The sequence below is a fragment of the Tigheibacillus halophilus genome, from assembly GCF_042683165.1.
GTDB lineage: Bacteria > Bacillota > Bacilli > Bacillales > Amphibacillaceae > Tigheibacillus > Tigheibacillus halophilus.
The window spans coordinates 196,730-223,186 of record NZ_JBHUIZ010000012.1 but is presented as its reverse complement, the minus strand read 5'-3'; the positions used below and the strand labels follow the sequence as shown (position 1 = coordinate 223,186).

Sequence of the window (26,457 nt, the reverse complement as noted above, 5' to 3'; positions counted from 1 at the left end):
GATGTAACGTGTGAATGTTTCTCTGCATAAATTGGCGGAAGGAGGGAGAAATACTATGGCAGCAATTGCTTTTCCGGTTTCCATTCAAACGTTTGTTTTAGACAGGGGTTCCGTTAAAATTTATTATCCGCAAGTTTTCGGGATGCAGGATTTAACCATACAACAATCCATCAACCAAAAAATTCTGCAATTAACACAGACTGTCATACAAGAACAATACCAACAACAGCAAATGGCGGAATTTGATCAAATCGTCGGCAGCTTTGAAATCAAAAATAACCAACGCAATATTCTCAGTCTTACAATCAGCAATTACGCCATTGCGAAACAAGCAGCCCATGGATTGACCATCATGAAATCATTAACTTTTGATTTGCTTACAGGCAAAATCTATCAGCTGCCTGCACTATTCAAGAAAGAAAGCAATTATATAGAAATACTATCTAATCACATAAAAGCCCAGATCAAGAAAAGACATATTCCGGTTATTGAAGACTTTAACACAATCTCCAGCCATCAGGATTTCTATATCGCAGACCGGACATTGGTTTTATATTTTCAGCCTTACGATCTGACACCTTATTATTATGGATTTACAATTTTCCCCATATCTGTCTACGCTTTAACGAATATTATCAACGACGACAGTCCGTTAGCTGTCATGGCGGCCAATTCTTAGTCCGAATCTGGTTGCCTGTTTCTTACATAAAGTGAGAGATAATCAGTAAGCGGCTCTGCTGCCTCTCAGCTTGTTCGCTCTGCGCATACACTGTGAGTTATATAGACATCGAGACAATTGTTTTCGGTGCTGCAGGTGACACTCCAAGGTGGCAGCTAATTTAATCTATGATCCTGTCCTGCATACTCTGCCAGTCGCCCCCTACCTACCATGCAAGAGATTTTTAACTGATTCTTGTAGCTGGGGTTTACAGCCAGTAGATGCTGGATAAATTACGCTTGCATAAAACCCGAAAACTGGTAAGCTAATGAAAGATATTTAAGACAAGCACACATTGTTACAGAAAGAAGGTCATTTCATGCAAAAAAGAAGAATCCCCGTGAATCCTTTATTTATTCTAGGTTTGCTGTTCCTCATACTATTTGGCGTCATTGCCCAGGGCGTTACTTCAAAAGGCGATTGGGTACATCGCTTCGATATGTATTGGATCGACCGCATCCAGTCACTTGTCAACAACGGACTGACAAGCTTTATCAAGCTGTTCACCCATTTAGGTGATGTTAAACTGGTTATTATTCTGACCATTCTTATTTGTGCGATATTATTTGTGAAAAAACGATATGCGGATGGTCTCTGGTTTGGCGGAACGGTATTGTTTTGTGCTGTCATTCTGGAAATGATTTTGAAAAAAACATTTGACCGTGCCCGACCTGATTTCATGCAGCTTATCAGTGAGACTGGCGCAAGTTTTCCAAGCGGACATGCTACTGCTACGACTATTTTTTACGGATTTATCGGCGTGGTGCTGATGTTGTCTGCTGTCAGACTCTCCAGAGTTGTGTGGACTGGTGTCATTACATTCTTATTGATTGCCCTGATACTGGCCAGCAGAATTTATCTTGGCGTCCACTACCCGACAGACGTGGTTGGTGCCTTTTGTTATGGCATGGCATCGGTTTTCATATCCATCGCCGCATACGTAAGATTTCAACAGCCGCTGATTGACTTGCTGGAGAGGTTCAATCTTACAGATCAAAGTAAATTACTGAATCAAAAACGCAGAGGAATCTATTAATCGCGTATAAAAAAGCCAGGGATCAGGTTCCTTGGCTTTTTCGCATCTTTCCTGGCAATTTTAAAGACAGACCTACAACAATCAGACAGAAAACAAAGCACACGATCGCAACCAGATGCAGGTGAGACTGGTCCAGATGATTACTGAATGTCAAACCAAGCAAACTCCCTGACAATATCGATCCAATATAACGACTTGTTTGAAAAAGGCCTGATGCCGTCCCTGTTTCTTCAGGTGCCACGTGTTCATACAAAGCTGTTTGTGCGGAAATATTATTGAAGCCATTACTCATCCCAAGCACGGACATGATAATCAGAAACCATAGCAACGGAGATGACTCTTGATAGGTCAGTAAAAGTCCTGTCCCAATCAGCAATAAAACCGCACCGATAAACATTGGCAGCTTCGATCCTTTTCTATCGATGATACGCCCTGCAAGAGGCGAAACAATCACACTAAAGCCGGCAAGCGCCAGCATAATCAATCCTGTATGCTCCTCACTATAGCCTCGAACCTGCTGCAAGAAAGTAGGAAAGCCGAAAAAATAACAATAATAAATCAGATTGATGCATGTAAACTGTACATACACTAATGTCGCATTAGTATTTTTTTTCAATGATGCCAAATCAATGAACGGCTCTGTCCTATGTTTTTCCTGCAAATAAAACACAATACCGCCAATAATGAACAGTGCAAGCGCCCACCAGCGTATTTTCTGATCGAGCGATAGCAGGAACAGTATAAGTCCTGTCATCGAAGCGATAAACATCACAATGCCAAGTACATCTATCCGCTTCATATCAAATGAAACCTTTTCTGACTGCGGCAAAATGAAAACCGCCAGGATAAAACCAAGTACAATCAATGGCAAATTGATCATAAAGATTGCTTGCCAATCCCAGGCACCAATTAAAAATCCACCAATGGAAGGTCCGAACGCAGCAGAAGTCGAGGCAAAAATGGACAAGATAGCCAGCGCGCGAGCCTGCTTTGTCGTAATGCTTTCGCGGACCATACTCATACCGCTTGGAAATAAAGTCGAACTGCCAATGGCCTGCAAGGCCCGGCACGCAAGCAAGAATACGAAGTTCGGTGAAAACGGCGCCAGCAAGCAGGAAATGGCCACCAGCACCAGCCCTGTCATAAACATCCGTTTAGCACCGAACATGTCGCTCAGCTTGCCCATAACTGGCTGGCCAGCTGCACTCGCCAGATAAAAAATAGAAATCAGCCATGAAGCATCTGCGAACGTCAACATATATTCATGCTGCAATTTTGTCAATGCTACAGATATCATGGAAGAATTCAAGGGATTGAGCATTGTCCCTAAACCAATTGTAAAAACGAGCATCCATGGATTTTGCTTTAAATTTTTCATATCTGTTCACCTGTATTTCTCATCACTGGTTTTGGAGAATACGCATCCTGTACACGTTCATCGCCGTCTCCCCCAGATGATCTAATAAATTATAATTTGCATATGCACCAACAATTGCACCAAAACCTGGAATTAATTGCAACATTTTTGCTAAATCAATATAATCGCGATACTCCTGTTGGAAAACCTGCCAATCCATATCCATTACGCTTTCTTTTTCTTTCTCCCAGTTTTCTACCAGGTAGAGTGTTTTCCTGCGATGGGCATCATTGGAAAATGCAAGCTGGAATATTTGCAAAATAAATAACCGCTCTTCATATGTCCTTGGATCAAAACCGTAGATATAGGCAGCATCATATAAAAACTTTATCTTAATGGAGAGCAAAAGTGGAAAATCTGCCAACCCCATTAATAAACCACCTGCCCCGGTCCCCGCCCCCTCTGCCACCGCCGTTTTTCTATAGGTTGACAGAGCAGATTGCAACTGCTTATCTTTTTCATATAAAGTATGCAACGGCCTCTGTTTCCGGCTAATGATATTCGACCCGGATAATGTCGCCTTCACCATCGTTTTGATACTATCGGAAATAGCTTTGTGTACCTTATCCGGAATTACCGCGTTAATTTTTGTCTGCGTTTTTTTGGTGAAGCGCTTCACCAAATTAGGACGCTTACATAAAGTCTCCTTCCATGCCGTCAGTTCATCATGAACCATCCATTCATAATCATTCATCAATTGATCATTCCTTATACAGTATATTGATGTAACGTAAATCAATCTTACAACTATTTTAGCTGAAGAGCATCTCTATTGATTTGTTAGAAAACTGCTTTATTGACTAGCTTTCAGGATTTTGTGCTTACTAATTGCTGTGAAAGTTATTCTATCAGCAATAGTGCTCAAGTTTTCGTGGCGTTATTGCTTTGACAGTCCCTCTATCAACAATAACGCTCAAGTTTTCGTGGTGTTATTGCTTTGACAGTCCTTCTATCAACAATAACGCTCCGGTTTTCACGGTGTTATTGCTTTGACAGTCCTTCTATCAACAATAACGCTCCGGTTTTCACGGTGTTATTGCTGTGATTGCTTCCCCAGTAACAACCATTCGATTCTTTAAGCGGCCCCTACGATCCTCCTCTTAACGACGATTGCATAGGACCACTAACGTGACAATTTCTGCATTAAAAACCAGCATTCAAATGTATTCACTTGTGTTTTTCTTTATACCGGCGGGAAAATGGTATATTCTTAAATAAACAACCTATCTTGAAAACAAAGGGGAATAATTATGACACTGAAAAAGACACTCACATTAGCTGGATCAGACTCCAGCGGAGGAGCTGGTATCCAGGCGGATCTTAAAACATTTCAGGAGTATGGTGTGTACGGCATGAACGCCCTGACATCCATTGTTACGATGGACCCCGAGGAAAGCTGGAGCCACAATGTCTATCCTATAGACGTAGAGGTCGTAGAAAAACAATTGAATACGATTTTATCCGTGGGTATAGATGCGATGAAAACAGGTATGCTCGGCTCTGTGGATGTTATTGAGCTTGGGGCACGTAAGATAGAAGAATATAAGCTGGACAAAGTTGTTATCGATCCAGTTATGGTGTGTAAAGGCGAAGATGAGGTCCTGCAGCCGGAAAATACGGATGCGATGCGCGAACTCCTTCTGCCTCTTGCAACCATCACGACGCCTAACTTGTTTGAGGCTGGACAACTCGCTCAAACTGGCCCTTTAAAAACAATCGATGATATGAAAAATGCTGCAGCCAAAATCCATGAACTAGGCGCGAAGAATATCGTTATCAAAGGTGGAAAAGCATTGGAAGACGAAAAAGCTGTCGACCTTTTCTATGACGGAAATGAATTCGTTTTGCTTGAAAGCGAAAAAATTGATACAACTTATAATCATGGTGCTGGATGCACGTTTGCCGCGGCTATCACTGCCAACCTGGCACTTGGCAAACCAGTAAGCGATGCAGTCCATGCTGCAAAAGATTTTGTCCACGCTGCAATCGCTCACGGCTGGAAGTTGAACGAGTATGTTGGTCCGGTCATGCACGGAGCATATAATAAGTACGGGAAATGATTTGGCTTAAAAGAACTTCAAAGCCTTACTCACAGCAAGCACGATGAGTAAGGCTTTTTTTCATGATGTATTTCTCTGATCGCCCGCCATGCTAGTATCGTGCAAAACAGTAACCATATGCCAATTCACGTTTCACCGCCTTACAATGCGGGTAACTAATTCACGTAAGGAGGACATTACTGTAACTTCATGGGGATACAGCCCCTCCCAAGATCTAATGCATTATTTTGCAAAAAAACTTTTTTTAGTATTTTTCTCTTGCACAATGGACATATATGGTTATATTATATACTAGTAAAGTTATACACGGCGTACATCTAACATGAACTTCGTAAAACCCTTAATAATATTCAGCAAATTATCGCCGCTGAAAAGCGATTATTTTTTTAGACAAGTTTTGCCTTCGGGAAACTTAATTACCCGTAGTCATGTTTTTAAGAGGTGAGTAAGATGAGTGAACAAGAACAACAAGAAGCTGCTACAAAAGAACCACGCAAAGAATCAGGCTGGCTGAAAAGAAGTTCCAACCTTAGTCTGGAGGAAGTGAATAATAGCGTAAAAATACCAGAAAACGCTGGGTTTTGGCGTAAATTTTTCGCGTTTGCAGGACCAGGCTCTTTAGTAGCAGTTGGTTATGTCGACCCAGGCAACTGGGCCACCTCCATCGCAGGTGGTGCCCGCTTTGGTTATACGTTGCTGTCCGTCATCCTTGTCTCCAATTTAATTGCGATGCTATTGCAAACCCTGGCAGCCAAACTGGGGATTGTAACAGGACGTGACTTGGCACAGGCAACAAGAGATGCCACTGGAAAGAAGTCATCGTTCATTTTATGGATATTGACCGAGCTGGCTATCATAGCGACTGATCTGGCTGAAGTAATCGGATCCGCCATCGCTTTGAATTTACTATTTGGAATCCCACTGCTGGCCGGCATCCTGATCACCACTGCCGATGTGCTTTTACTGCTGCTGTTGCAGAAAAAAGGCTTTCGTATTATCGAGTCTATCGTCATCGTATTGATGGTCACCATTTTCGCTGTGTTCGTATTTGAGGTAATAGCCTCCAAACCGGAAGTTTCGGCATTATTAAGTGGTTATGTACCAAGCAAGGAGATCGTCGTGAACCCGCAAATGCTGTTTATCGCTCTTGGTATCCTTGGTGCCACTGTCATGCCGCATAACCTGTACCTGCATTCTTCCATTGTGCAAACCAGACAGTATAAAAGAACACAGGCAGGGAGAAAGGAAGCCATCAAGTTTTCAGTGATGGACTCCACCTTTTCTCTGACAGTCGCTTTCTTGATCAATTCAGCAATTTTGATTCTCGGAGCAGCGGCCTTTCATGGCTTAGGCTCTCAGGTCTCTGAAATCGAGGAAGCATACCGCTTGCTCAGTCCGACAGTCGGTGTGGGTATTGCAAGTACGTTATTCGCTATTGCCTTACTTGCATCCGGACAGAACTCAACGATTACTGGAACATTATCAGGACAGATTGTCATGGAAGGATTCATTCACTTGCGTATTTCTCCATGGCTGCGCAGGATCATCACCAGACTATTAGCTGTCATTCCAGCTGTCATTGTAACTTGGTTATTCGGATCACGAGGGACTGCAGATTTACTGTTGTGGAGTCAGGTAGTGCTCAGTCTGCAATTGCCGTTTGCTGTTGTGCCGCTCGTCGCTTTCACTAGCAATAAAAAGAAAATGGGCGTATTCGCCAACCGGCTTCCAACTAAAATACTTGCCTGGATATGTACTGCTATCATTATCATTCTGAATGTGTTTTTAATCGGGTATATCCTTGTCACCGGCCAGGATATAGGCTAAGCAATTTATGACACATCATGTCTTGATCAATGAGGCACGGTAAATAAAAACCGCATGAAATCATACCAACTTGAACTTGATTTCATGCGGTTATTATCATGCCCGCCTTTTTATCTTGTTGTTCTATCATGGTTTCTCTTGAACCTCTCATGTGCCAGCCAGCTGATGCCAATGCAGCCAAGGCTCTTCCCTCGGGAACTCGGCTATAAAAGTCATCTTCTCTTTCCGAACCGGATGTTCGAAGGTCAGCTGTTTGGCCCATAAAGCAATTTGCTGTCCGGGTTTATTGACATGCTGTCCGTATTTTTGATCCCCATAAAGCGGGCAGCCAATAGATGCAAGCTGGACACGGATTTGGTGGGATCTTCCCGTGTGCAACTGGATTTCCAACAAGCCAAGACCGTGCTTATTTCCTATCATGTCGTATGTCAGTGCTGCTTTTTTTGCATCTTTATGCTTCGCATTCACAACTCGCACCATATTTCTGCGCCGATCCTTTGCCAGATGATGTATCAATGTCGCTGTCTTTTTATCAGGCTTTCCCCGCGTAACCGCCATATATGTTCTTTTCAGTTCTTGACGCCTGAGAATATCCGACATCCTGGAAGCGGCCTTGGAAGTTTTCGCGAAAACCATCACTCCACCTACAGGACGATCAAGTCGATGGACCAGCCCAAGGTAAACATTTCCTGGTTTCTGATATCTTTCTTTCAGATCCTGTTTTAGCAGCGTCAGGAGATCCATGTCCCCGGATTTGTCTGCCTGAACAGGAATGTTGACTGGTTTTTCAACAATCAACAGATGATTATCTTCATAAATAATCGGTATTTGCAATGTTGCTCTCCTTTCAATCAAATAAACTAATATATTATATATCACATTTTTCATCCATTTGATGTATACTAGACATAGCATATTCTAGCATATCGCGAGGTGATGTTCATGCCTATTCCAGAAAAACATGACAAAATGGTTCGCAAATCCGCCAAGGAGTACGTACTGTCCAAATTAAACGAATGGATCATCGATGGTACACTGGAACCCGGTGAAAAGCTGAGTGACAAACAACTTGCCGATGCGCTCGGTGTTAGCAGAACCCCTGTCAGAGAGGCCTTGCAGCTCTTAGAAGTAGAAGGTTTTGTCAAAATGTTTCCCGGCAAAGCAACCCAGGTTACAGAGGTGGAGAAAGAAACAATCTATGATCTTTTACCGCCGCTTGCTGTTTTGCAAGCGTTGTCAGCGGAGTTAGCCACACCCCTGGCGACGAAAGACACATTGTCATTGCTTGATGAAACCAACGATGAATTTGCAAAGGCCATTCAAGAGGAGAATTACTTCCAGGCATTGAAGGTCGACGAACAATTTCATGAAATTATTGGACAAACTGCAATGAATCCGTATGTCAATAAGATTGTTGGGTCACTGCAGGCGCATGTCAGAAGATTGTTTTTCCACAATTCTATCATTCTGCGGGATAAATCGGTGGATGAGCACAGACAGATTATCCAATGCATGAGAGATGGCGACGCAAAAGCAGCTTCAGAAATTATGCATCAAAACTGGGTTAGTGCCATCGATGAATTTCGTTCCTTGCAGGGAAAACAAGATTCTAATCCAGAATAAACCTGTCATTTTATTAAAAAAGCTGGTTCCTATAAAGGAGCCAGCTTTTCATTATCTGGTTTGCTGCTGACCAACAGGACGATCAGCTGACTTTTTACCAGTCGCATACACAATCACTGTGGTGACCACCATGACAATCAATGCCGGCAGCAGCCAGCCAAGCCCTTCTTCATATAAAGGCAAGTTGTCTGTATAAAAAGTGAGTATCGGCTTCAGCCAAGCAAAATAGTCGATTTCGAGCGATTCACAAAGTGATTTAAAACCATCCACGATACTGATCAGGAATGTCACACCTGTCACACTCGCGTAAACAAGTCTTGCATGGCGAAATAAGGATGACAGGAATGTTAGCAGGACAAGCACGATTGCCAAAGGATATAACAGCATCAATACTGGAACAGAGTATTTAATGATGTCTGCCAGTCCAAAATTGGCAAAAATGAATGTAATAGCTGTGAAAAATGTCACCAAAACCTTATAACTGATTTTAGGCATTAATTTATGGAAGTATTCTCCGCAAGCAGTCATCAATCCGATGCTCGTAGTCAAACAGGCAAGCGTAATGATAACTGCCAGCATCACACTGCCGACCGTGCCAAAATAATATGCAGCTGCTTCACTTAATACAGGTCCACCTGTGGCAAAAATGCCAAATTCTTGTGTGCTTACTGCTCCCAAATAAGCGATACCGATATAAATCAGCCCGAGAAATGAACTGGCAACGATCCCTGCTTTTGCCGTGGCAGACAGAACCTGTTTGTTCGATTTGACTCCCAATGCCCGCACAGATTGAATAACGATAATCCCGAATACAAGTGATGCCAGCGCATCCATTGTATTATAGCCTTCCGTAAACCCCTTCAGAAAAGGACCATGGCTGTAAGCCTGCTGTGCAGGCTCAATCGCCCCCAAAGGCTTGACAAAAACCATAATGAGCAGTATAAGCAGCAAAATGATGATGCCGGGAGACAATATTTTCCCAACGTTGTCCACCAATTTGGCAGGATACAGCGAAAAGATGAGAGAAGCTGCAAAAAACAAAAACGTAAATATCAGCAATCCCAATTGAGCATGTGCTTCCCCGACAAAAGGAGAAATGCCAATTTCATAAGCAACAGCACCAGTACGCGGCGCTGCAAAGAATGGCCCGATTGTTAAATACAACAATATAGTAAATATGATGCCATATAGGGGATGAACTCTTCCGGAAAGCTCTTGCAAGTCTTTGCTCCCCGAGAATCCCATTGCAAGTATGCCAAGCAAGGGTAATCCAATACCAGTGATCAGGAACCCGATCGCTGCCGGAAGTAAATGATCACCGGCATTTTGACCAAGTTCCGCCGGAAAAATTAGATTTCCAGCACCAAAAAATAGCGCAAACAGCATCACACCAATAAAAAAGTGTGATGAAAAAGATAACTTCGTTTTCATGCAATTCCTCCTAAAGACCCAAAACATTGATTTGATTATTCAGATATTTTTGTGTAATGGTGTAACCTTGAACTATAATACTACTCTTTTTTATAAAATGCAATATATCGCACGAAAAATAGCTTCGCAACTTATCAGCCCCGTAAATAATGGAACACTTTTGAGCAAAAGTTCGACTTCAAATGTGCCAAAATTACAGGCTGCAATGTATGCCATGCAATATTATCCAGGTTGCAAGTTCGCAAATAGCGGATAGTTCAAAATGTTAACAAATTACTTCGAGTAACATATACTATAGACAATTGTTAATTTATTGGAGTGATATTATATGGAATTATCCCATCGCCTGTCCCGAATGCCTGAACAGTTTTTCGCTTCTTTAGTAAAAAAAATTGATCATGCTATAAGTGAAGGTAGGGACATTATCAACCTGGGGCAAGGCAACCCCGACCAGCCGACACCCCTACATATTGTTCAAGCATTACAAAGCGCTGTTGCCAATCCGCAAACACATCGTTATTCTCCGTTTCGTGGTATACCTCAACTCAAACAGGCGGCAGCGGATTTCTATGCTCGGGAATATGATATTGGACTAGACCCTGCTACTGAGATCGCTATCTTATTTGGCAGTAAAGCAGGACTGGCAGAATTGCCTCTGGCGTTGCTGAATGAGGGCGACCTTATGCTTTTGCCTGATCCCGGCTATCCCGACTATTTATCGGGAGCCGCATTGGCTGGCGTCAAATTTGACACGTTGCCATTGCTTGCCCGGAATAATTATTTGCCAGATTTTAACCATTTGTCCAACAAACAAAAATCAGCTGCTAAATTAATGTATCTGAACTATCCAAATAACCCTACCGGTGCGGTTGCAGATGTGGATTTTTTCGATTCCGCAGTCAGTTTAGCCAAAAATTCCAGCATCGGAATCGTTCATGATTTCGCTTACGGAGCAATTGGTTTTGACAATTGTAAACCAATCAGTTTTCTGCAGGCAAAAGGAGCAAAGGATGTTGGTGTGGAATTGTACACCTTCTCAAAGACATATAACATGGCGGGGTGGCGGATTGGCTTTGCAGCAGGCAACGCGAAAATGGTAGAAGCCCTGGAAATACTACAGGACCATTTATATGTCAGTTTATTTCCTGCTGTTCAACAAGCCGCTGCTGAAGCATTGAACGGCAGCCAGCAATGTGTTTACAATATGGTGGCGTTGTATCAGGAACGCAGAAAAAAATTAATGGATGCCTGCCGAAACATCGGCTGGCAAATGAGTGCTCCAAAAGGTTCTTTCTTTGCCTGGCTGCCAGTACCGAATGGTTTCACCAGTGAGTCGTTTGCAGATTTTTTATTGGAGTACGCTGATGTGGGGGTCGCTCCCGGAAATGGTTTTGGGGAATATGGAGAGGGATACGTACGAGTCGGTCTCGTTGTAGATGCTGCTCGTATAGAAGAAGCCATCAAGCGTATTGGCAGGCTTGGGATTTTTAGATAGGAAATACTTCGTACGAACAGCAGCAGGATAGCATCCATAAGAGCATAGCCCATTGTTACCAGATCTATCTCCAACGGATTAATAGCGGAGTGATCCACGATAGAAGAAGGACTGGCACGCTTGCCAGTCCTTTTCCCATTTTTTCACGGCTTGGAAAGCTCATCGTCCACAACCCATTTATGATTTTTCACTTCTTTCCCTCCGGTTATCGGCTGATAGTCAATCATATAAACGGTAGTTTTTTTAGACGATTCGACTTTACCCTTGGCACCTTTCATTCCTTTCATATGATCTGCTGTAATGGTGATTTCAGTTCCAGGGGCCAGCGTTTTATTATCGGCATTTTTTATTTCCGACTGGACAATCCATTTATGGTGGCGAACCGTTTTTCCGCCAGTTGTTGGTTTATAAGCCACTTCATATACGGTTGTATCATATGCACCGACAATGGAGGCTTTTGCGCCTTTCATTCCTGCCATGTGGCCGGATTTAACGATAGCTTCACTGCCTACTGGATAGGTTGGATTCTCTGCTTCTTTCAAACCCTGTGTCTCAGCCAGAGCATCATCCGCATGCTGATGAGATATATTCTGATCATCCTTCTGTCCATTTTCATGAGACTGACCACCCTTGGGGCCGCTGTTGCAGCCAGCCATTCCGATGATTGCTGCAGTAACTATTGCAAATAACTGTTTTTTCATGATGCACACTCCCATTTCGATAATGTGAAATTTTATCCACATTCACATTATACCCACCGGGGGGATATAAAAAACGTCACATTAACCCTTTATCACGTTAGCGCAACGAGGGACTGTCTCCTACTTTATAATGCTGCCATTCATAGGGCAGCATTGCTTGATATTTTGGCTGAAGAAAGCGATCATCGATTAAAGCGATAGTGCCGCGGTCGGTATCCGTGCGGATAAGTCTGCCTCCTGCCTGCAGTACTTTGTTCATGCCGGGGTAAATATAGGCATAATCGTACCCGTTATGCCCATCAGCTTGAAAATAATCCTTGATGATGTCACGCTCCAGGCCAATCTGCGGCAACCCCACGCCAACAATGATCACTCCCTGCAGCCTGTCTCCCTTCAAATCGACCCCTTCTGAAAAAATTCCTCCAAGCACGGCGAATCCAACAAGGCGTTCCTTTGGATCCTCTTTTTCATGAAAAGCTTCCAGAAAGACCTCTTTATCAATTTCCGTCATTTGTCCATGCTGTACAATAGTCTGCACTTCAGGAGCAACTGCTGCAAACCGTTCAAACACCAGCTGCATATATTTATAAGATGGGAAAAACACAAGGAAATTCCCATGCCGCTTTTCCAGCAAATCCACGATAAAACGAACCATTGGTTCCAAGGTACGCCCTCTGTCACGAAATCTTGTGGATAACGGCTGAATGATCACTTCAGCGTTCTCCCGGTCAAATGGCGAAGGGATAGAGAGAACATAATCCTCCGATTTGCCTCCAAGCAAATCCATATAATAGCCCGCAGGTGTCAACGTTGCCGAAAAGAATATTTTCGACCGGAAGCCTTTTCCCATTCGCTTTATCTGATGCGATGGGTCGAGACAAAATAGCTTCAACACAACATCATTGCCATCCACTGTTAAATAACTTGTAAACCGTTTATCATACAGCTCCGCAATTTTTACAAATGACTGGGCAGCAAAATACGTGTTCAACAGCAACTCATCTGCATCACCGCCGCGCACCAGCTCTTCTTCAGCATCATAAGCGAAGGCATCGACCGCATGTACCAGCTTTTCATCCAGTTCTGTTTCCAGTATTTGCTTCTGTTTCTTTTTTTCAAGCAAACGATCATTCACCGCTTTAGCTGATTTGGCAATGAATTCTTTGCTTCCTTTATATTCTTTATATAAGGCGAGAAAATCCGCTTTGTTCACCGTCGCAGAATACATTTCCCGCGCACGGTCGACCAGATTATGGGCTTCATCGATCAGGAGTGCTGTCTTTTTCTTCTGCTCCTCAAACAGGCGCTGCAAGGAAACTCTTGGGTCGAAAATATAATTATAATCACAAATGACCACATCTGCGGCGTAGGCCAGATCGAGTGAAAATTCAAAGGGGCAAACAATGTGCTTGCGAGCATATTTCTCAATGACCGGCCTTGTCAGAAGGGATTCATGCTGCAGAATATCCAGGATCGCACCATTGATCCGGTCATAATAGCCGTTGGCAAACGGACACTCTGCCTTGTCACAGTTCACTTTATCCTGGAAACAGATTTTATCCTTTGCCGTAATAGTGACAACAGTCAATTCCAAACCTTCAGCCTGCAGTATCCGAAATGCTTCCTCGGCTGCAGTACGGGTGATGGTTTTGGCAGTCAAATAAAAGATTCGCTCCAGATGATTTTCGCCAATCGCCTTTACTGCAGGAAAAATGGTAGAGATCGTCTTGCCAATCCCCGTTGACGCTTTGGCAAACAGCGTTCTCTTCTCCAGAATTGTTTTATATACTGCACCAGCAAGTTTACGCTGGCCATCGCGGTAATTCCCGAAAGGAAATGCCAATGCTTTGGAACTGGCAGCTCTTTTTTCCAAAAGCTCCATCCGAAGTCGAGCGTATGGCACATATTTGGAAATTACATCCATCAGAAAATCACCCAGCTCCTGACGCGTCATTTTCCGCTGGAATTTTTTCTGTTCCCCCGTCTGTACCTGTACATATGTCAGTTGGATCGTAATGTTTTCCAGTTGATTATCGGTGGTATAGATATAACCATATACGCTAGCCTGGGCCCAGTGAACTGGATATGTTTCCTCATTGACCAAGTCGAGCGGGCCAGAGGTGGATTTGATCTCGTCAATGACGAAAGAACCATCATCATTTTTCAGCAGGCCATCACAGCGCCCGTCTATTTGAAAGGTGATATCCCCAAAAGGAATCTCCGTCTTCAAATAGACTTCCTTTTGATCATTTTTACCGTAAGTTTTTTGGATTTTCTGGTGAGCTTTAGTCCCGTCGAGCAGCGGTGCCGCAGAACGAAATCCTGTTTCGATGCTCCCGCTGCGAAACACATATTCTACCAGCCCCCTGGCAGATAGACGGAGGTGTTTCCCGCTCCCCTTTTTTTGTTTAGGCATCGAATAGTCATTCCCCAATCTATATGAACAATAATATATGATGTTCGTTTAGAAACTTTTTAAATATCTGGCGGGAAACCCGTTTGTCTCCACAGCCATAATACAAGTATAATAGTTTTGGATTTACTTTTCACATGAACGGAGCGTCTATTTTGAAGAAAAAAATACAATTGATCTATGAAATTACATTAGTGGTACTTGCACTAATCTCTGTCATTTTCATTTGGTCAAGTAATCAAAAAATTATTTATCTGGACAAAATGATCTGGCTCGTCTTTTTCATTGACGTGCTGGTCCGTCTCATCATGGCCAAAAATAAATGGAAATTCATCAAAGAGAATCCCTTCGACATCATTGCTGCGCTTCCACTGGACAGCATTTTCCAAACAGCAAGGATTGTCCGCTTGTTCCGCGTCCTTCGTTTCTTCTCTATCGGAAAAAAATATTTGACCCCGGTAAAAAATATTTTGGCAACAAATGGACTTGGTAAATTATTAACAGTATCAGCAGGAATACTGATTGCCGCCACTGTCCTGGTTACTCATTTCGAGCCGAATATCGATACATATGCCGACGGGCTTTATTGGGCCGTTGTCACAACCACAACAGTCGGTTATGGTGATTTGTCTCCCGTCACTGGCGTAGGCAGGATCATCGCCATTGTGCTAATGCTTGTCGGTATCGGTATTATCGGTATGCTGACTGGTTCTTTGACAACATATTTTGTCAAAGATAAAACTGAAAAGAATCCAACCGTGACATTCATCCAATCCGAACTGGACCGCTATGACGAACTGACATGGCAGGAGAAAAAGCGACTGGAGATCTTGCTGCAGGAATTGAATAAAGAAAAGGGATGAGTATTGTCAAATTACTGGTGTGTCGGGTAACAGGGTTGGAATGTTGGGTTTAAATGTGAATGGCATAAAAATAAAGTTTAGGTTCAGTTAAAAAGGGGTCCTCATGCTGCTTATCGTTTTCTGATTTGTTTTCTCTTTGTCATGTTTTTTTAGTTTTTACATTTGAAAATCCCATGTACTGATTTTCTAGCATTTTTATATACGCCTTGCTGCAACATCCCCTTCCTCCCCGTAAAATTTCTTCTATATAGTGGCTGGGGGGAGCGGTCTCTTTTTCCTTATGGACCACGATGAAAGTCAATGCCGGTACAACTCTACCCTTGTCTAAACGAACCTGAACGACAGCCGGCCGATAGCTGCCTGCATACACCCCTTCCCGCTCGTACAGATAAGAAACAGCGTCATGCGCAATCTCGTACACTTTGCCTTCTACCAATCCCCCTTCTTCCACAATGTCGGCTCGGCCGCCGTCCAACCTGTTAATCGTATACCTTAATGTATAGCCATCCAGCTTACCCCTGCCGACGACTTTCTGAAAGTGCTGATCAACTTGCTGTTTTTTGAAGCGGAGGTCATCCATACAGCTGCCATAAGCAAAATAAAGAAGCCGCTCATTTTGCAAGTATGTATGAACTAGCCAATCACCTTCTTCTATCAGCTTTATTTTTGCAGTTTGTTTGCCTGTGACATATACAAACGCTGTAAATTCGCCTTTATCAGTATACACCTGCTGTTTCACACGCTCATATAAATTGTTGGTGCTCGCCGGGCCCTCATATCCTTCCAATGCATCCAGCTGTTCCAGCAAAGCGTGATCGATCCGATACAGCTCACCATATGTCCTGCTTTCTGTATCCTCCTGCAAAACAGGATAATCTGCGCATGTTGTGAAGATCTTTCCCGCTGTACATGCCTGCTCGGCAATGCGTTCAGCATGCGCAAGCAATGGATGATTCCTTTCTCCCCATCTCAATGTACCGTACACAAAGACATACATCCCTTTTGTCACCATCCCTCTCCTACCTGATTTTATTTTTCGGTCTCTGTCCATCGTGTCATATTTCTCTGTAATTTCAAAACGTTTAAGTCTGTTTATTAACGTATTTTTTAGGGTGATTTTTTGGGTAATAAAATTCAATTTTAGATGCTATGATTCATGAATGACTGCTGCCCCTTTAGAAAAATAAATAAGCTTTTTATATACATATTGAATCCTTTACCTTTATCGTTCGTATATATCTGTAGTATACAAAGAAAGGATTTTCTACTATGCTATTTTTCACAAAGGAAATGTTGTTCGCCGCTGCGTCGGTTGCAGTAATGGTCATGGCGGGAGTGTTCGTAGCCGTCATCATTTATCAGGCAGGTGTTGGCATCAGCCGAAAGAAGAAATAACTGGCAATACCGAATACCCAATGCATAAAATGAATTCATTTTAACTGCCACACAATTAACCCCTTTCGTACTTGAATCCAACTTCAAATCAATATTCCACACACAAAAAACCGCCATACCTTCATTGTATGACAGTTTATTACCTTAGTTGAATGATGTAGCGATATCCAGTGCATTGATAGGATCTTCGACATGGTCAAGTGAATATACCACTGCTTGTTGCTGCCACAAAATCTGATTACTTGTGCCCGCTGCATCCAAACGGACCATGCCATTTTGCTGCGGAACAGGCAATGAGCGGGATTCCAAATCATTTACTGCCTGTTTTGCTAATTTTTCTCCCGTCTCAGGATTCGTTGTCCGAGCATGCGTCACGAGTGCCCACCGCCCTTCATTCCAGCTGGTCCACAAGGAACCTGCACCTGCATCCTGATAACCTTTGATATGGTGACCCAGGTCAACCTGTTTCCCGCCATTTTTTCCATAATCCTCATAACCGATTTGTTTATTCGCTTCTTGTTCATTATGCCATTTTTTTACCTGCAATCGGGCAATTTCCGTTGCCTGTTCCTTATCGTTCAAAGCTTTATTATCAATTGGAATAGGCTTGTCACTGGCAAAAAAGATAACACGATAGCTGTCGGCATCCGATTTGGTTGCAGCACTTAAATGCTTGCCTTTCTCCAATGGCAATGAAGCCGGCAACCGTTTATCCAGATTGGTGTCAAGCTGATCTTTTATAGCTTGAAGCACCTGCTTTTGTGTCATATCGCTTCGTTCAGCATCCTTATCCTCTGCATCTTTTTTTCCTTTAGATGTTTGCTTATCTGCATCACCATGCGATTTGTCTGAATGCTGATCTTTGCCTTGTTCCGATTTGTCTGCCTCTCCATTTTCACTGGTGCTGTGCTGATCATTTTGTGCTGTCTTCTCGCTGTCGGGACCGTTTCCTTTTGTTTCAGATTTGCTGCTGTCATTGGTATTGCATGCACTTAATAACAAGAATACAGCAGCCAAAACAATGAGCATGTATAAGCTTCGCATCGCTTAAACCTTCCTTCTTAGGGTTTGTAACCATTATTCCCGCAGAAGAACAGTTGAAAACTTCCTGCACATGAAGTGACTCAGTCATTGAAGAATACAATCTCAGCTTGAACACATTCCGTAATGTCCAATGTGATAAAGGAGAAATACGGCAGTTTTCGCTTAGCTGTCGGCGACCCGGGATTGATGAGCAGGGTTTTTCCATGATAACGGACATACGGGATGTGGGAATGGCCAAAGATGATGATGTCTGCTTGATCATCTTCAAATATCTCCAATACACGCCTCTCTGTCGTTTTTTTTTCACCATGCCCATGTACCATACCGATTCTCATTCCAACCACCTCGAATATTTCGCGGATTGGGAATACTTGCGTGATATCCTCCCCATCAGCATTGCCGTAAACTCCTTTAACCGCAGCATATTGAGAAAGTTCCCTATACACATCGAGCGTTTTCCAATCACCAGTATGGAGAATCAAGTCTGCATTTCGGCAAGCCTCAAGCAATTTTTCAGGCAATTTTTTCTTGCCGGCAGGGAGATGTGTATCCCCTGTAACAATTATTTTCAAGATTTCCACCCTCTCCGGATTATCTGTATCCCCTGGACCCTCGTTTCCTATTCATGACGTCATATCTGGCCACAACAATCAATGTCAGGGCAACCAAGCCTTCCGCCACCGGCAGGGATAGCCAGACCCCGGTTGTGCCAAGCCATAGTGGCAGCAGCAGCAAGGAGGCAATCAACAGAATAAAGCCGCGAAAAACAGTAATGCCGACTGATGGCGCCACATAACCAGTTGACTGGTAATAGGTCATGTAAATAAAATTTGTTCCCATGAATAGATACCCAAGGAAAAACAATTTGATGCCTTTGGTTGTCATGGCGATGAGCTGAGGAGAAGTAATGCCGAAGATGGAAACAAGAAAATCTGAAAAGAGGTAACCAATGGCAAGAAATATCCCCCCTAAAGCAAGGCCTGTCCATTCTGCAACCTTGACAGTGTGCATGATTTTCTCTTGCGACTTGGCACCGTAATAATAGCTAATCATCGGCTGAATCGATTGACCAATGCCGATAAATGCTAAAAACATGAATGTATGCAAATAATTGATAACAGAGAACGCGGCCAGTCCTTCTGTTCCAGCATAGCAGGCGATTGCAATATTATACCCCATGACAAAAATACCTGTTCCCGCTTCAGATAAAAAGCTTGGCAAACCTGTCATGCTGATTTGTTTGACCTCTCTCCAACGCCACTTATGCTTGATAAATTTCAGTCCTGACCCTTTTTTAAAGAAATGCAGCAGATAGACTGCCAGACCCGCCGCAGTTGCCAGCGCGGTTGCCAGCGCAGCCCCAGTCACTTCCATATCCAACATGAAGATCATCCAATAATCCAATACGATATTCAACAACGCCGATACAATTAGCCCAATCATGGCCAGTTGCGGATCCCCATCGTTTCGCACAAAAATGCTCATACAATTCTCCCATGCGATAATCAACGAGAAAATGAACAAGATGCGCATATAATCCATCGTGTATACCAATGTTTCTTTGTTAGCGCCGAAAATTCTTGCGAGCGGTTCCATAAAAATAAAGCTCAAGATGCTGATCACGACAGTTATGGCTGTGATAAAAATAATGGAGATGGTGAATATCCCTTGGGCCCTTTCCGGGTCCTTTTCCCCCATTGCCATGGAATAAAGCGTACCGCCCCCGACTCCAATCAGCAGAGAAATGGACACGATAATAGAAAAGACCGGGACTGCAACATTAACACTGGCTAATGCTACCGGACCCACGCCATTTCCGACAAAGATGCCGTCAATCACAATGTTGACAGACATCAGCATCATACCGAGCAATGTTGGTATGAAATACTGGAAAAAGCTTTTAAACGCCGATTGCGTATCCAACTTGCCGTTTAAGTGACTCATGCATCTCCCTCCGACATGTCTATTATCCTCATTTTAAATGTCCTTTTTCGTAAAGTCTATCAGCAGGCTGTGCTTCAAACACATACCCGTTTATCCGGTTTAGAAAGAGTGGAATTCACTCTTTTTTTTGCAAAAAAAAGCCCCAGAGAGCCTTATATGGCTTTCCAGAGCTTTTTCATCATATATCAATTCACTGATAACCCCAGATCATGGTCAGCAATGTACCAAGAATGGTGACAACAGCAATGAACAATGCATAAATGACATTCGTGTAAATAGATTTTTTATCTTCTGATTCACCTGCGTGCATGAACATGACAAGTTGAATGCTTGCCTGCAAGAATGCCGTTATCAGTAAAAGTATGACGCCGGATTTCACTGACAAATCAAATGCCAGTACACCCAAAGCGACTACCGTCAGAACAAGTGAACATATGAATCCCATGATGTGTTTGACAGGAAATAATTGTTTGATTCCCATATTACATCATCCCTTTCAGATAGACGAAGCTGAAGATGAAGATCCAGACAACATCTAGAAAATGCCAATAAAGCGAGAATATGAATGCTTTATTGGAGGTTTCAGCTGTAATGCCGCGCTTGCCTATTTGCATTAAGATCGCAAGACCCCAGAAAGCACCCAACGTGACGTGGGCCCCGTGAGTACCAAGCAGTGTCAGCAAACTGGAAGTAAAAGCACTGACAGTAATGCCCGCACCGATATGGACGTAATGCACGAACTCGGAGATTTCAACTCCCAGGAAAGTCAAACCAAGCAGGAGCGTGATGGTGATAAACGTGATTGTCGCCTTTTTATTACCAAGACGCATCGCATTAACTGCCAGCCCGATCATGAAACTACTTGTCAGCAGGACGAATGTTTCAATCAATACTGGCGTCAATTCAAAAATTTCACTGCCCGCTGGCCCGCTCCCCGTACGGTTAACCAGCGTAAAATATGTTGCAAACAAAGTTCCGAAAAGGGCAATTTCTGCTCCCAGGAATATCCAAAAACCCAATATTTTCAAGCGGTTCTGTTCCGTACTATATTCAAGCGAGTTGGTTTTCATCATGACTGTTCACCCCAGCTTTCTTTTCAGTTTCCATAATTTCTTCTACAGAAATATGGTAACCAGGATCTTTTTCAAACGAACGATACAACATACAGCCAAAGATTGCCAGTGCTGAAACAATTGCCGGAATCCACATGCCAAATACCATGCAGAATCCAAAGACAAAGAAGATCACACCCATGATGAACGGTAATCCACTATTGCTCGGCATATGAATCGGTTCATATTTTCCATTAAACAGCTTCTTGCCTTCTGTTTTTGTATCCCAGAATGCTTGCGTTGATTCTACCGTTGGGATGATGGCAAAATTGTACGCTGGGACTGGGCTATGTGTGGCCCATTCAAGCGATCTTGCATCCCAAGGATCTGATGTGACATGTCTTTTCGCATATCTGGTGCTCCAGTAAACATTGTAGACAATCAGAATGAATCCAATTGCCAACCCAAGCGCACCAACAAACGAAATGAGGTTTAACGGACCAAAACCTGTCGCAGCTGAATAAGTGTACATCCGCCGTGCTTGCCCATTCAAACCAGTGATGAACATTGGGAAGAAGGTGACGTTGAAGCCGACAGCTACAAACCAGAAAGCCCATTTGCCTATTTTTTCGTTCAGACTGAAACCGAAAACTTTTGGCCACCAGTACGTAAACCCGGCAATAACAGCAAATACAGTACCCGGAATCAATACATAGTGGAAGTGTGCGACAAGAAACATCGTATTATGGTATTGATAGTCGGCGCTTGCCATCGCAAGCATGACACCTGTCACACCGCCAATCAAAAAGATTGGTATGAAGGCCATCGACCAGAGCATCGGTGTTTTAAAAGTGATTTTCCCTTTATGCAGCGTAAGCAGCCAGTTGAACATCTTCACGCCAGTCGGTACAGCAATCGCCATCGTAGTGATCGAGAAAATACCGTTAACCATGACGCCGTGACCCATCGTATAGAAATGGTGTGCCCAAACCAGGAACGATAACGCAGAGATAGCGACCATAGAAAATACCATTGATTTATAACCGTACAAGTTACGTTTCGCGAAAGTGGAAATAATTTCACTATAAATACCGAATGCAGGCAAAATGACAATGTATACTTCAGGGTGTCCCCAAACCCAAAACAGATTGGCCCAAAGCATATCCATACCGCCATTTGCCATAGTGAAAAACTGTGTTCCAAATAAACGGTCCATCGTCATCAAGGCCAGCGCAACGGTCAATACTGGAAATGCGAAGACGATGATGACGTTTGTAATCAACACAGACCAGGTGAACATAGGCATTTTCATCAATGTCATGCCTGGTGCGCGCATTTTCAGGATGGTCACGATAAAGTTGATACCAGTCATCAATGTACCAATACCTGCGATCTGAATAGCAATCGCGTAATAATTCATTCCGACACTCTCACTGAATTCTGTGCTTGCAAGCGGGAAATACGCTGTCCATCCCGCATCCGGTGAACCGCCGATTACAAACGATATATTAAACAACATGGCTCCGATGAAAAACAGCCAGAAGCTAAGTGCATTCAGACGTGGAAAAGCAACATCTCTTGCACCGATCTGCAGCGGAATGACAACGTTCATCAAACCGATAATGAATGGCATAGCCATGAAAAGAATCATGATGACACCATGTGTGGTGAATATTTCATTGTAATGCTGCGCATCCAGAAGACCATTTTCAGGCATGGAGGTCTGCGCACGCATCAAAAGTGCGTCCACACCACCCCTGAACAACATGAGCAGCGCGGACAGAACATACATGATACCAATTTTTTTATGATCAACCGTTGTCAGCCATTCTTTCCAAAGATAACCCCATTTTTTATAATAGGTCACTCCAATAATGATTCCTAGCGAAACAACAACAATAGCAATTTGTGATGCTACGATCATCGGTTCATTATTTGGAACGGCGAACCTGGAGAAGTATTCCTTCATGTTGTAAACTTCCTTTCCAAGATACTATTGAAAAACACGTTACTTTCCGTGATCCATGTTCATATCCATATCTTTATCCATATTTTTCATATCCATTTCAGGAGCCGGCATGAAAGTCAAATGGGTGCCGGTATAGGTTTGCCGGCCGACATGCCCCTCTTTAAGCAGTGTTTTAAATTCTGGTTCTGTCAGTTTTTTCGCTGTATGATGAACATCTTTTACCCATTTATCAAAATCCTTCTGCGGCATTGCCTGTGTTTCAAATTCCATTTCCGCAAAACCTGAGCCGCTGAAATTGGAATTGCGGCCAAAATAAGAACCAGGTGTATCGGCAAGTAAATGCAGTGTATTAACCATGTCACTCATGGCGTATTTTTGACCGCCAAGCTGTGGAATCCACAGACTGGTTATCGGTCCATAGGAATACAGTTTGAATTCAATTGGACGATCAGTCGGGATATTGACATAGTTTACCGTTTCAATGTTTTGTTCAGGATAACTGAAATGCCATTTCCAGTTAGATGATGCCGCATATATGACAAGAGGTTCCTGATCTTCATATCCTTTCGCCGTTGCTTCCACATCACTCGTAGACTTTACGGTCACAACGGAAAGGAAGATAACAATCAGTATTGGAATGACAATCCAAATCGTTTCCAACACCTTGCTTCCCTCAATATGTGGCGGCGTATAATCTCCCCCCACTTTTGAAGCTCGGTATTTGTAAAGCATGAATATATATAGTCCAATTACGGCCACAACGATTACCGCCATGACAAGCATGGATAATTTGATAACATGTGCTTGCGTTTCCGCTACCGGGCCTTTTGGATCCAGTACTTTCAACTGACAACCAGACAATGTCGGCAGCAGCATTACAGCGAGACCAAGCATTACCCAAATCTTTTTCATGTTATTTCCCTTCCCTCTCAATCTGACCACCCGCTTTTATGTGAATATAATCACAATGTTATCAGTGGTTTTTTTCGCTTTTTCATTGCTTCATTATTTTATTCCTGTAAAAAATGTAAAACAATAGTTTGTGAACAACGTCACAAAACTGTCAATAATTTTTATCCATAATGTGACAAACATCACTTCGACCGACCAATCCCGATTTTTCTGTTTCTTGTATACAGAAAACAAGGCTATTTTTCTGGATAGCTTTCTTACCAGAAAAAACTGCTTCCCTTTCTTTTTGTTTGCTCCATTTTGCACAAGATATGAAACCGGAATAGAATATGCTTCGATGCTAAAAGCTATGAAAGAAAGGAGGAAAACAACATTTCATTATTCCGAGGTGACGCCCATCGATTATTTCATCGTTTCAGAAATAATAAGGGGGAACTCACAGATGATCCATATATTCAGGAAGCAGCGGAAATTTATCATTATTACACCGAAATCGAGAGCAGTACTTTACAAATGATTCGATACAGGATGATCAAGGAAAAAAATGGTGCTGGGGTAATCCCGGTATTGGTTGCAGCTATTCCATGGTTATTATTTTTGTTTTCCAAACAGCTGCAGGAATTTTTATTTCAGGAAGGAAGCTTGTGGTGGCTGCTTTTTTGTATCCTTTATCTGGTTTTACTCGTTGGAGGTGTCATGCTTCATTTTCGGGAGAAAGCATGGGCAGCTTTTCACATAGCAATGATTCAAGACATATTAGAGGAGAGGAAGAATTTCAAATGAAACTTCATGCAACAACATGTCGACAGCATTTCAATTGATCGATGGCGGCATTTTACCGGTTTACGTGGAGAGGGCATTTATCAAAACCCATTTAATAGCCAGCCATCTCCTTGATAAAGGAAAAATGGCTGGCTATTCTTACTGCGTACTCTGTTCAAATCCGATTAGCGCATTTCGCATTGATTGCACGTACTATCCAAACAGTATAATGACCACAAAACCGATGAACATGAAGATAAGACCGATTGGAAATGCAAACTTTGCATATTCCATACTTGTGATTTTCAATTTTCCTGCTGCAATGATGTTCGGAATGTTCCCCGGGATCAGCATACCGCCACTGATCAAAAGTCCAAGCAGTAAATCCCGAATGGTTTCACCATGCATGGCTGGACTAACTTCCGCCGCAGCCAGCGTGGCATTATCCAAAACAGCAGACAGCATGTTAATCCAATATAAAATCAACGGATCCAAATGAAGCAGGAATTTTTCTATGAAAGGCTGAAATCCCGCACCAAGAAAAGTCAATGCCATGACGAACAAATAGATTTTAAGACTGCGGAAAATGATTTCACCATAAGATTCTGTTTGAGCTACTGTTTCATTTTCATTGTCTCCCTTTACAAGATCGCTCATTTTTTTCGGTTTGACTGCAAAAGCCGCCAATAAGCCGAAGATGATGACACCCGGGACGACATAGGCCCCAATCAGGCGGACCAGATAAAAGAAATCTTCGTTCAATTTACTGACAACAATCGTCGATAGCGGCTCTCCGATAGGAGTCAATGCAGCACCAAGTCCAATTGCAAAACTCGCCAACACCACCAGGCGGATTTCGGATTTACGATCCAATTGCAGCACGCTGATGATGGCTACTAAAATAATTGCGGCAACAATTGCTGTAATCACACTGGAAATCAAACCTAGAATGATGACGAACAAAGCGATGAATAATCGATATGGCATCGCTCTGCTGACACCGAGTATCCCTTTTTCCACCGGCGTTTGAAACCAGCGGAATAACAGACCAGCAATCAATACTGCCAATGTGATATTTATCGGGTGCACCAGCGCTTCCTTCAATAAATCCATATCCCATACCTGGCTGACAAACACAGATAACAGTCCCATGATGAACAGGAATATCTCCAGGTTTTTTTCAACAGGTTTGGTGAATGGCAATACGAGTACAAGCAATAGAATGATCGTTAAACCAATAATCATAAAACGAATTCCTCCCATTATTTTTATTCGGGCGGTTGCATGCCCTCATTCTTATAAAATACATTTCCGATCAATTGTGAATTTTCAATCTGTCACTATTGCATGGCCCCCATTCAGAACTGCCTCTGTCAAAAACAGAAAAGGAGCCTGTTACCAAAGGGTACACTACTCCCTTGGTGACAGACTCCTCCAAACAGTACACGTTATTCACTTATAATTTGTGTAAATTATAGCATGCTGATGCAGGCATTGCAAACAATATTTCATATTTACCTTTCTATCCGATTTGCCTGGTCTGGAATCATTATCCTTGATATTGTGACACCATGCGGACTTATGGTAAGATTACTTTTGTATAAATACAATGTTCACCTTATTTATGATGAACATATAATGATGGGAAAGTGTATACCAGCCTGCCCATAATCGTTTTAGAAAATCCGGCATTCGCAATCGCTTTGTGAACGCCTTCTTCTTACCGATACACATCACTGCTTAGATACAAAGGAGATCGAATTCCAATGTGATTTATAAATCCCTTATCATTCAA

The 26,457-nt window shown here is 42.8% G+C and carries 24 protein-coding genes; 9 read left to right on the top strand and 15 right to left on the bottom strand.

Annotated features, from left to right (window positions below):
* Window positions 1-55: 55 nt before the first annotated feature.
* On the top strand, window positions 56-679 hold the full coding sequence (locus ACFSMW_RS12260; RefSeq protein WP_390356018.1) for a DUF3298 and DUF4163 domain-containing protein: 624 nt from the start codon (window positions 56-58) through the stop codon (window positions 677-679).
* Between the two features lie 358 nt (window positions 680-1,037).
* The gene (locus tag ACFSMW_RS12255) at window positions 1,038-1,754 is read left to right on the top strand and encodes a phosphatase PAP2 family protein (RefSeq protein ID WP_390356016.1); all 717 of its coding nucleotides are present in this window, start codon (window positions 1,038-1,040) and stop codon (window positions 1,752-1,754) included.
* Between the two features lie 22 nt (window positions 1,755-1,776).
* On the opposite strand, the gene ACFSMW_RS12250 is transcribed toward ACFSMW_RS12255, so the two are convergent.
* Both ACFSMW_RS12250 and ACFSMW_RS12245 read right to left on the bottom strand, forming a co-directional pair.
* Window positions 1,777-3,132, bottom strand: a complete 1,356-nt coding sequence (locus ACFSMW_RS12250; RefSeq protein WP_390356015.1) for an MFS transporter — start codon at window positions 3,130-3,132, stop codon at window positions 1,777-1,779.
* Between the two features lie 22 nt (window positions 3,133-3,154).
* On the bottom strand, window positions 3,155-3,865 hold the full coding sequence (locus ACFSMW_RS12245) for an EcsC family protein (protein WP_390356013.1): 711 nt from the start codon (window positions 3,863-3,865) through the stop codon (window positions 3,155-3,157).
* A 556-nt stretch (window positions 3,866-4,421) separates the two neighbouring features.
* On the opposite strand from ACFSMW_RS12245, the gene pdxK reads away from it, so the two are divergent.
* Both pdxK and ACFSMW_RS12235 read left to right on the top strand, forming a co-directional pair.
* Window positions 4,422-5,231: a pyridoxine/pyridoxal/pyridoxamine kinase gene (gene pdxK / locus ACFSMW_RS12240; protein WP_390356011.1), complete on the top strand. Its 810-nt coding sequence runs from the start codon at window positions 4,422-4,424 to the stop codon at window positions 5,229-5,231.
* A 450-nt stretch (window positions 5,232-5,681) separates the two neighbouring features.
* Entirely contained in the window at window positions 5,682-7,058 is a 1,377-nt protein-coding gene (locus ACFSMW_RS12235; protein ID WP_390356010.1) for an Nramp family divalent metal transporter, read from the top strand.
* 147 nt (window positions 7,059-7,205) lie between these two features.
* On the opposite strand, the gene ACFSMW_RS12230 is transcribed toward ACFSMW_RS12235, so the two are convergent.
* Window positions 7,206-7,892 (bottom strand): RluA family pseudouridine synthase, encoded by a 687-nt coding sequence (locus tag ACFSMW_RS12230; protein WP_390356008.1) that lies wholly within the window; start codon window positions 7,890-7,892, stop codon window positions 7,206-7,208.
* Window positions 7,893-8,000: 108 nt separating this feature from the next.
* Between ACFSMW_RS12230 and ACFSMW_RS12225 the strand changes: the two genes are divergently transcribed.
* Complete coding sequence (locus ACFSMW_RS12225) at window positions 8,001-8,681, top strand: GntR family transcriptional regulator (protein WP_390356006.1); 681 nt, start codon at window positions 8,001-8,003, stop codon at window positions 8,679-8,681.
* Window positions 8,682-8,732: 51 nt separating this feature from the next.
* Here the strand turns inward: ACFSMW_RS12225 and brnQ are convergent, their stop codons facing one another.
* A complete protein-coding gene (gene brnQ, locus ACFSMW_RS12220; RefSeq protein ID WP_390356005.1) occupies window positions 8,733-10,112 on the bottom strand; it encodes a branched-chain amino acid transport system II carrier protein in 1,380 nt (459 codons plus the stop codon).
* Window positions 10,113-10,440: 328 nt separating this feature from the next.
* Between brnQ and ACFSMW_RS12215 the strand changes: the two genes are divergently transcribed.
* A complete protein-coding gene (locus ACFSMW_RS12215) occupies window positions 10,441-11,607 on the top strand; it encodes a pyridoxal phosphate-dependent aminotransferase (RefSeq protein WP_390356003.1) in 1,167 nt (388 codons plus the stop codon).
* Window positions 11,608-11,750: 143 nt separating this feature from the next.
* On the opposite strand, the gene ACFSMW_RS12210 is transcribed toward ACFSMW_RS12215, so the two are convergent.
* Both ACFSMW_RS12210 and ACFSMW_RS12205 read right to left on the bottom strand, forming a co-directional pair.
* Window positions 11,751-12,308, bottom strand: coding sequence for a YdhK family protein (locus ACFSMW_RS12210; RefSeq protein ID WP_390356001.1), 558 nt, complete (start codon window positions 12,306-12,308; stop codon window positions 11,751-11,753).
* Between the two features lie 97 nt (window positions 12,309-12,405).
* Entirely contained in the window at window positions 12,406-14,724 is a 2,319-nt protein-coding gene (locus ACFSMW_RS12205; RefSeq protein WP_390355999.1) for an ATP-dependent DNA helicase, read from the bottom strand.
* Window positions 14,725-14,876: 152 nt separating this feature from the next.
* On the opposite strand from ACFSMW_RS12205, the gene ACFSMW_RS12200 reads away from it, so the two are divergent.
* On the top strand, window positions 14,877-15,584 hold the full coding sequence (locus tag ACFSMW_RS12200; RefSeq protein WP_390355997.1) for a potassium channel family protein: 708 nt from the start codon (window positions 14,877-14,879) through the stop codon (window positions 15,582-15,584).
* Between the two features lie 139 nt (window positions 15,585-15,723).
* Here the strand turns inward: ACFSMW_RS12200 and ACFSMW_RS12195 are convergent, their stop codons facing one another.
* Window positions 15,724-16,593 carry a gamma-glutamylcyclotransferase family protein gene (locus tag ACFSMW_RS12195; RefSeq protein WP_390355996.1) on the bottom strand — a complete coding sequence of 290 codons (870 nt, stop codon included), beginning with the start codon at window positions 16,591-16,593 and terminating at the stop codon, window positions 15,724-15,726.
* Window positions 16,594-16,853: 260 nt separating this feature from the next.
* Here ACFSMW_RS12195 and ACFSMW_RS12190 point away from each other — a divergent pair, with 260 nt between their 5' ends.
* Window positions 16,854-16,979 carry a hypothetical protein gene (locus ACFSMW_RS12190; RefSeq protein ID WP_390355995.1) on the top strand — a complete coding sequence of 42 codons (126 nt, stop codon included), beginning with the start codon at window positions 16,854-16,856 and terminating at the stop codon, window positions 16,977-16,979.
* A gap of 144 nt (window positions 16,980-17,123) precedes the next feature.
* On the opposite strand, the gene ACFSMW_RS12185 is transcribed toward ACFSMW_RS12190, so the two are convergent.
* The 7 genes from ACFSMW_RS12185 to qoxA form a co-directional block, all read right to left on the bottom strand.
* The gene (locus ACFSMW_RS12185; RefSeq protein WP_390355993.1) at window positions 17,124-18,023 is read right to left on the bottom strand and encodes a hypothetical protein; all 900 of its coding nucleotides are present in this window, start codon (window positions 18,021-18,023) and stop codon (window positions 17,124-17,126) included.
* An 80-nt stretch (window positions 18,024-18,103) separates the two neighbouring features.
* Window positions 18,104-18,604 (bottom strand): metallophosphoesterase family protein, encoded by a 501-nt coding sequence (locus ACFSMW_RS12180; RefSeq protein ID WP_390355991.1) that lies wholly within the window; start codon window positions 18,602-18,604, stop codon window positions 18,104-18,106.
* A 10-nt stretch (window positions 18,605-18,614) separates the two neighbouring features.
* Window positions 18,615-19,967: an MATE family efflux transporter gene (locus ACFSMW_RS12175; RefSeq protein ID WP_390355989.1), complete on the bottom strand. Its 1,353-nt coding sequence runs from the start codon at window positions 19,965-19,967 to the stop codon at window positions 18,615-18,617.
* A gap of 190 nt (window positions 19,968-20,157) precedes the next feature.
* Complete coding sequence (gene qoxD, locus ACFSMW_RS12170) at window positions 20,158-20,442, bottom strand: cytochrome aa3 quinol oxidase subunit IV (protein ID WP_390356432.1); 285 nt, start codon at window positions 20,440-20,442, stop codon at window positions 20,158-20,160.
* A gap of 7 nt (window positions 20,443-20,449) precedes the next feature.
* Entirely contained in the window at window positions 20,450-21,037 is a 588-nt protein-coding gene (gene qoxC / locus ACFSMW_RS12165; protein ID WP_390356430.1) for a cytochrome aa3 quinol oxidase subunit III, read from the bottom strand.
* Entirely contained in the window at window positions 21,018-22,988 is a 1,971-nt protein-coding gene (gene qoxB, locus ACFSMW_RS12160) for a cytochrome aa3 quinol oxidase subunit I (protein WP_390355988.1), read from the bottom strand. The genes qoxC and qoxB overlap by 20 nt, the downstream gene beginning before the upstream one ends.
* Before the next feature lie 39 nt (window positions 22,989-23,027).
* The gene (gene qoxA / locus ACFSMW_RS12155) at window positions 23,028-23,900 is read right to left on the bottom strand and encodes a cytochrome aa3 quinol oxidase subunit II (protein WP_390355986.1); all 873 of its coding nucleotides are present in this window, start codon (window positions 23,898-23,900) and stop codon (window positions 23,028-23,030) included.
* Between the two features lie 513 nt (window positions 23,901-24,413).
* On the opposite strand from qoxA, the gene ACFSMW_RS12150 reads away from it, so the two are divergent.
* Window positions 24,414-24,683 (top strand): hypothetical protein, encoded by a 270-nt coding sequence (locus ACFSMW_RS12150; RefSeq protein ID WP_390355984.1) that lies wholly within the window; start codon window positions 24,414-24,416, stop codon window positions 24,681-24,683.
* A gap of 192 nt (window positions 24,684-24,875) precedes the next feature.
* Here the strand turns inward: ACFSMW_RS12150 and ACFSMW_RS12145 are convergent, their stop codons facing one another.
* The gene (locus ACFSMW_RS12145) at window positions 24,876-25,907 is read right to left on the bottom strand and encodes a DUF1646 family protein (RefSeq protein ID WP_390355982.1); all 1,032 of its coding nucleotides are present in this window, start codon (window positions 25,905-25,907) and stop codon (window positions 24,876-24,878) included.
* Between the last annotated feature and the right edge of the window lie 550 nt (window positions 25,908-26,457).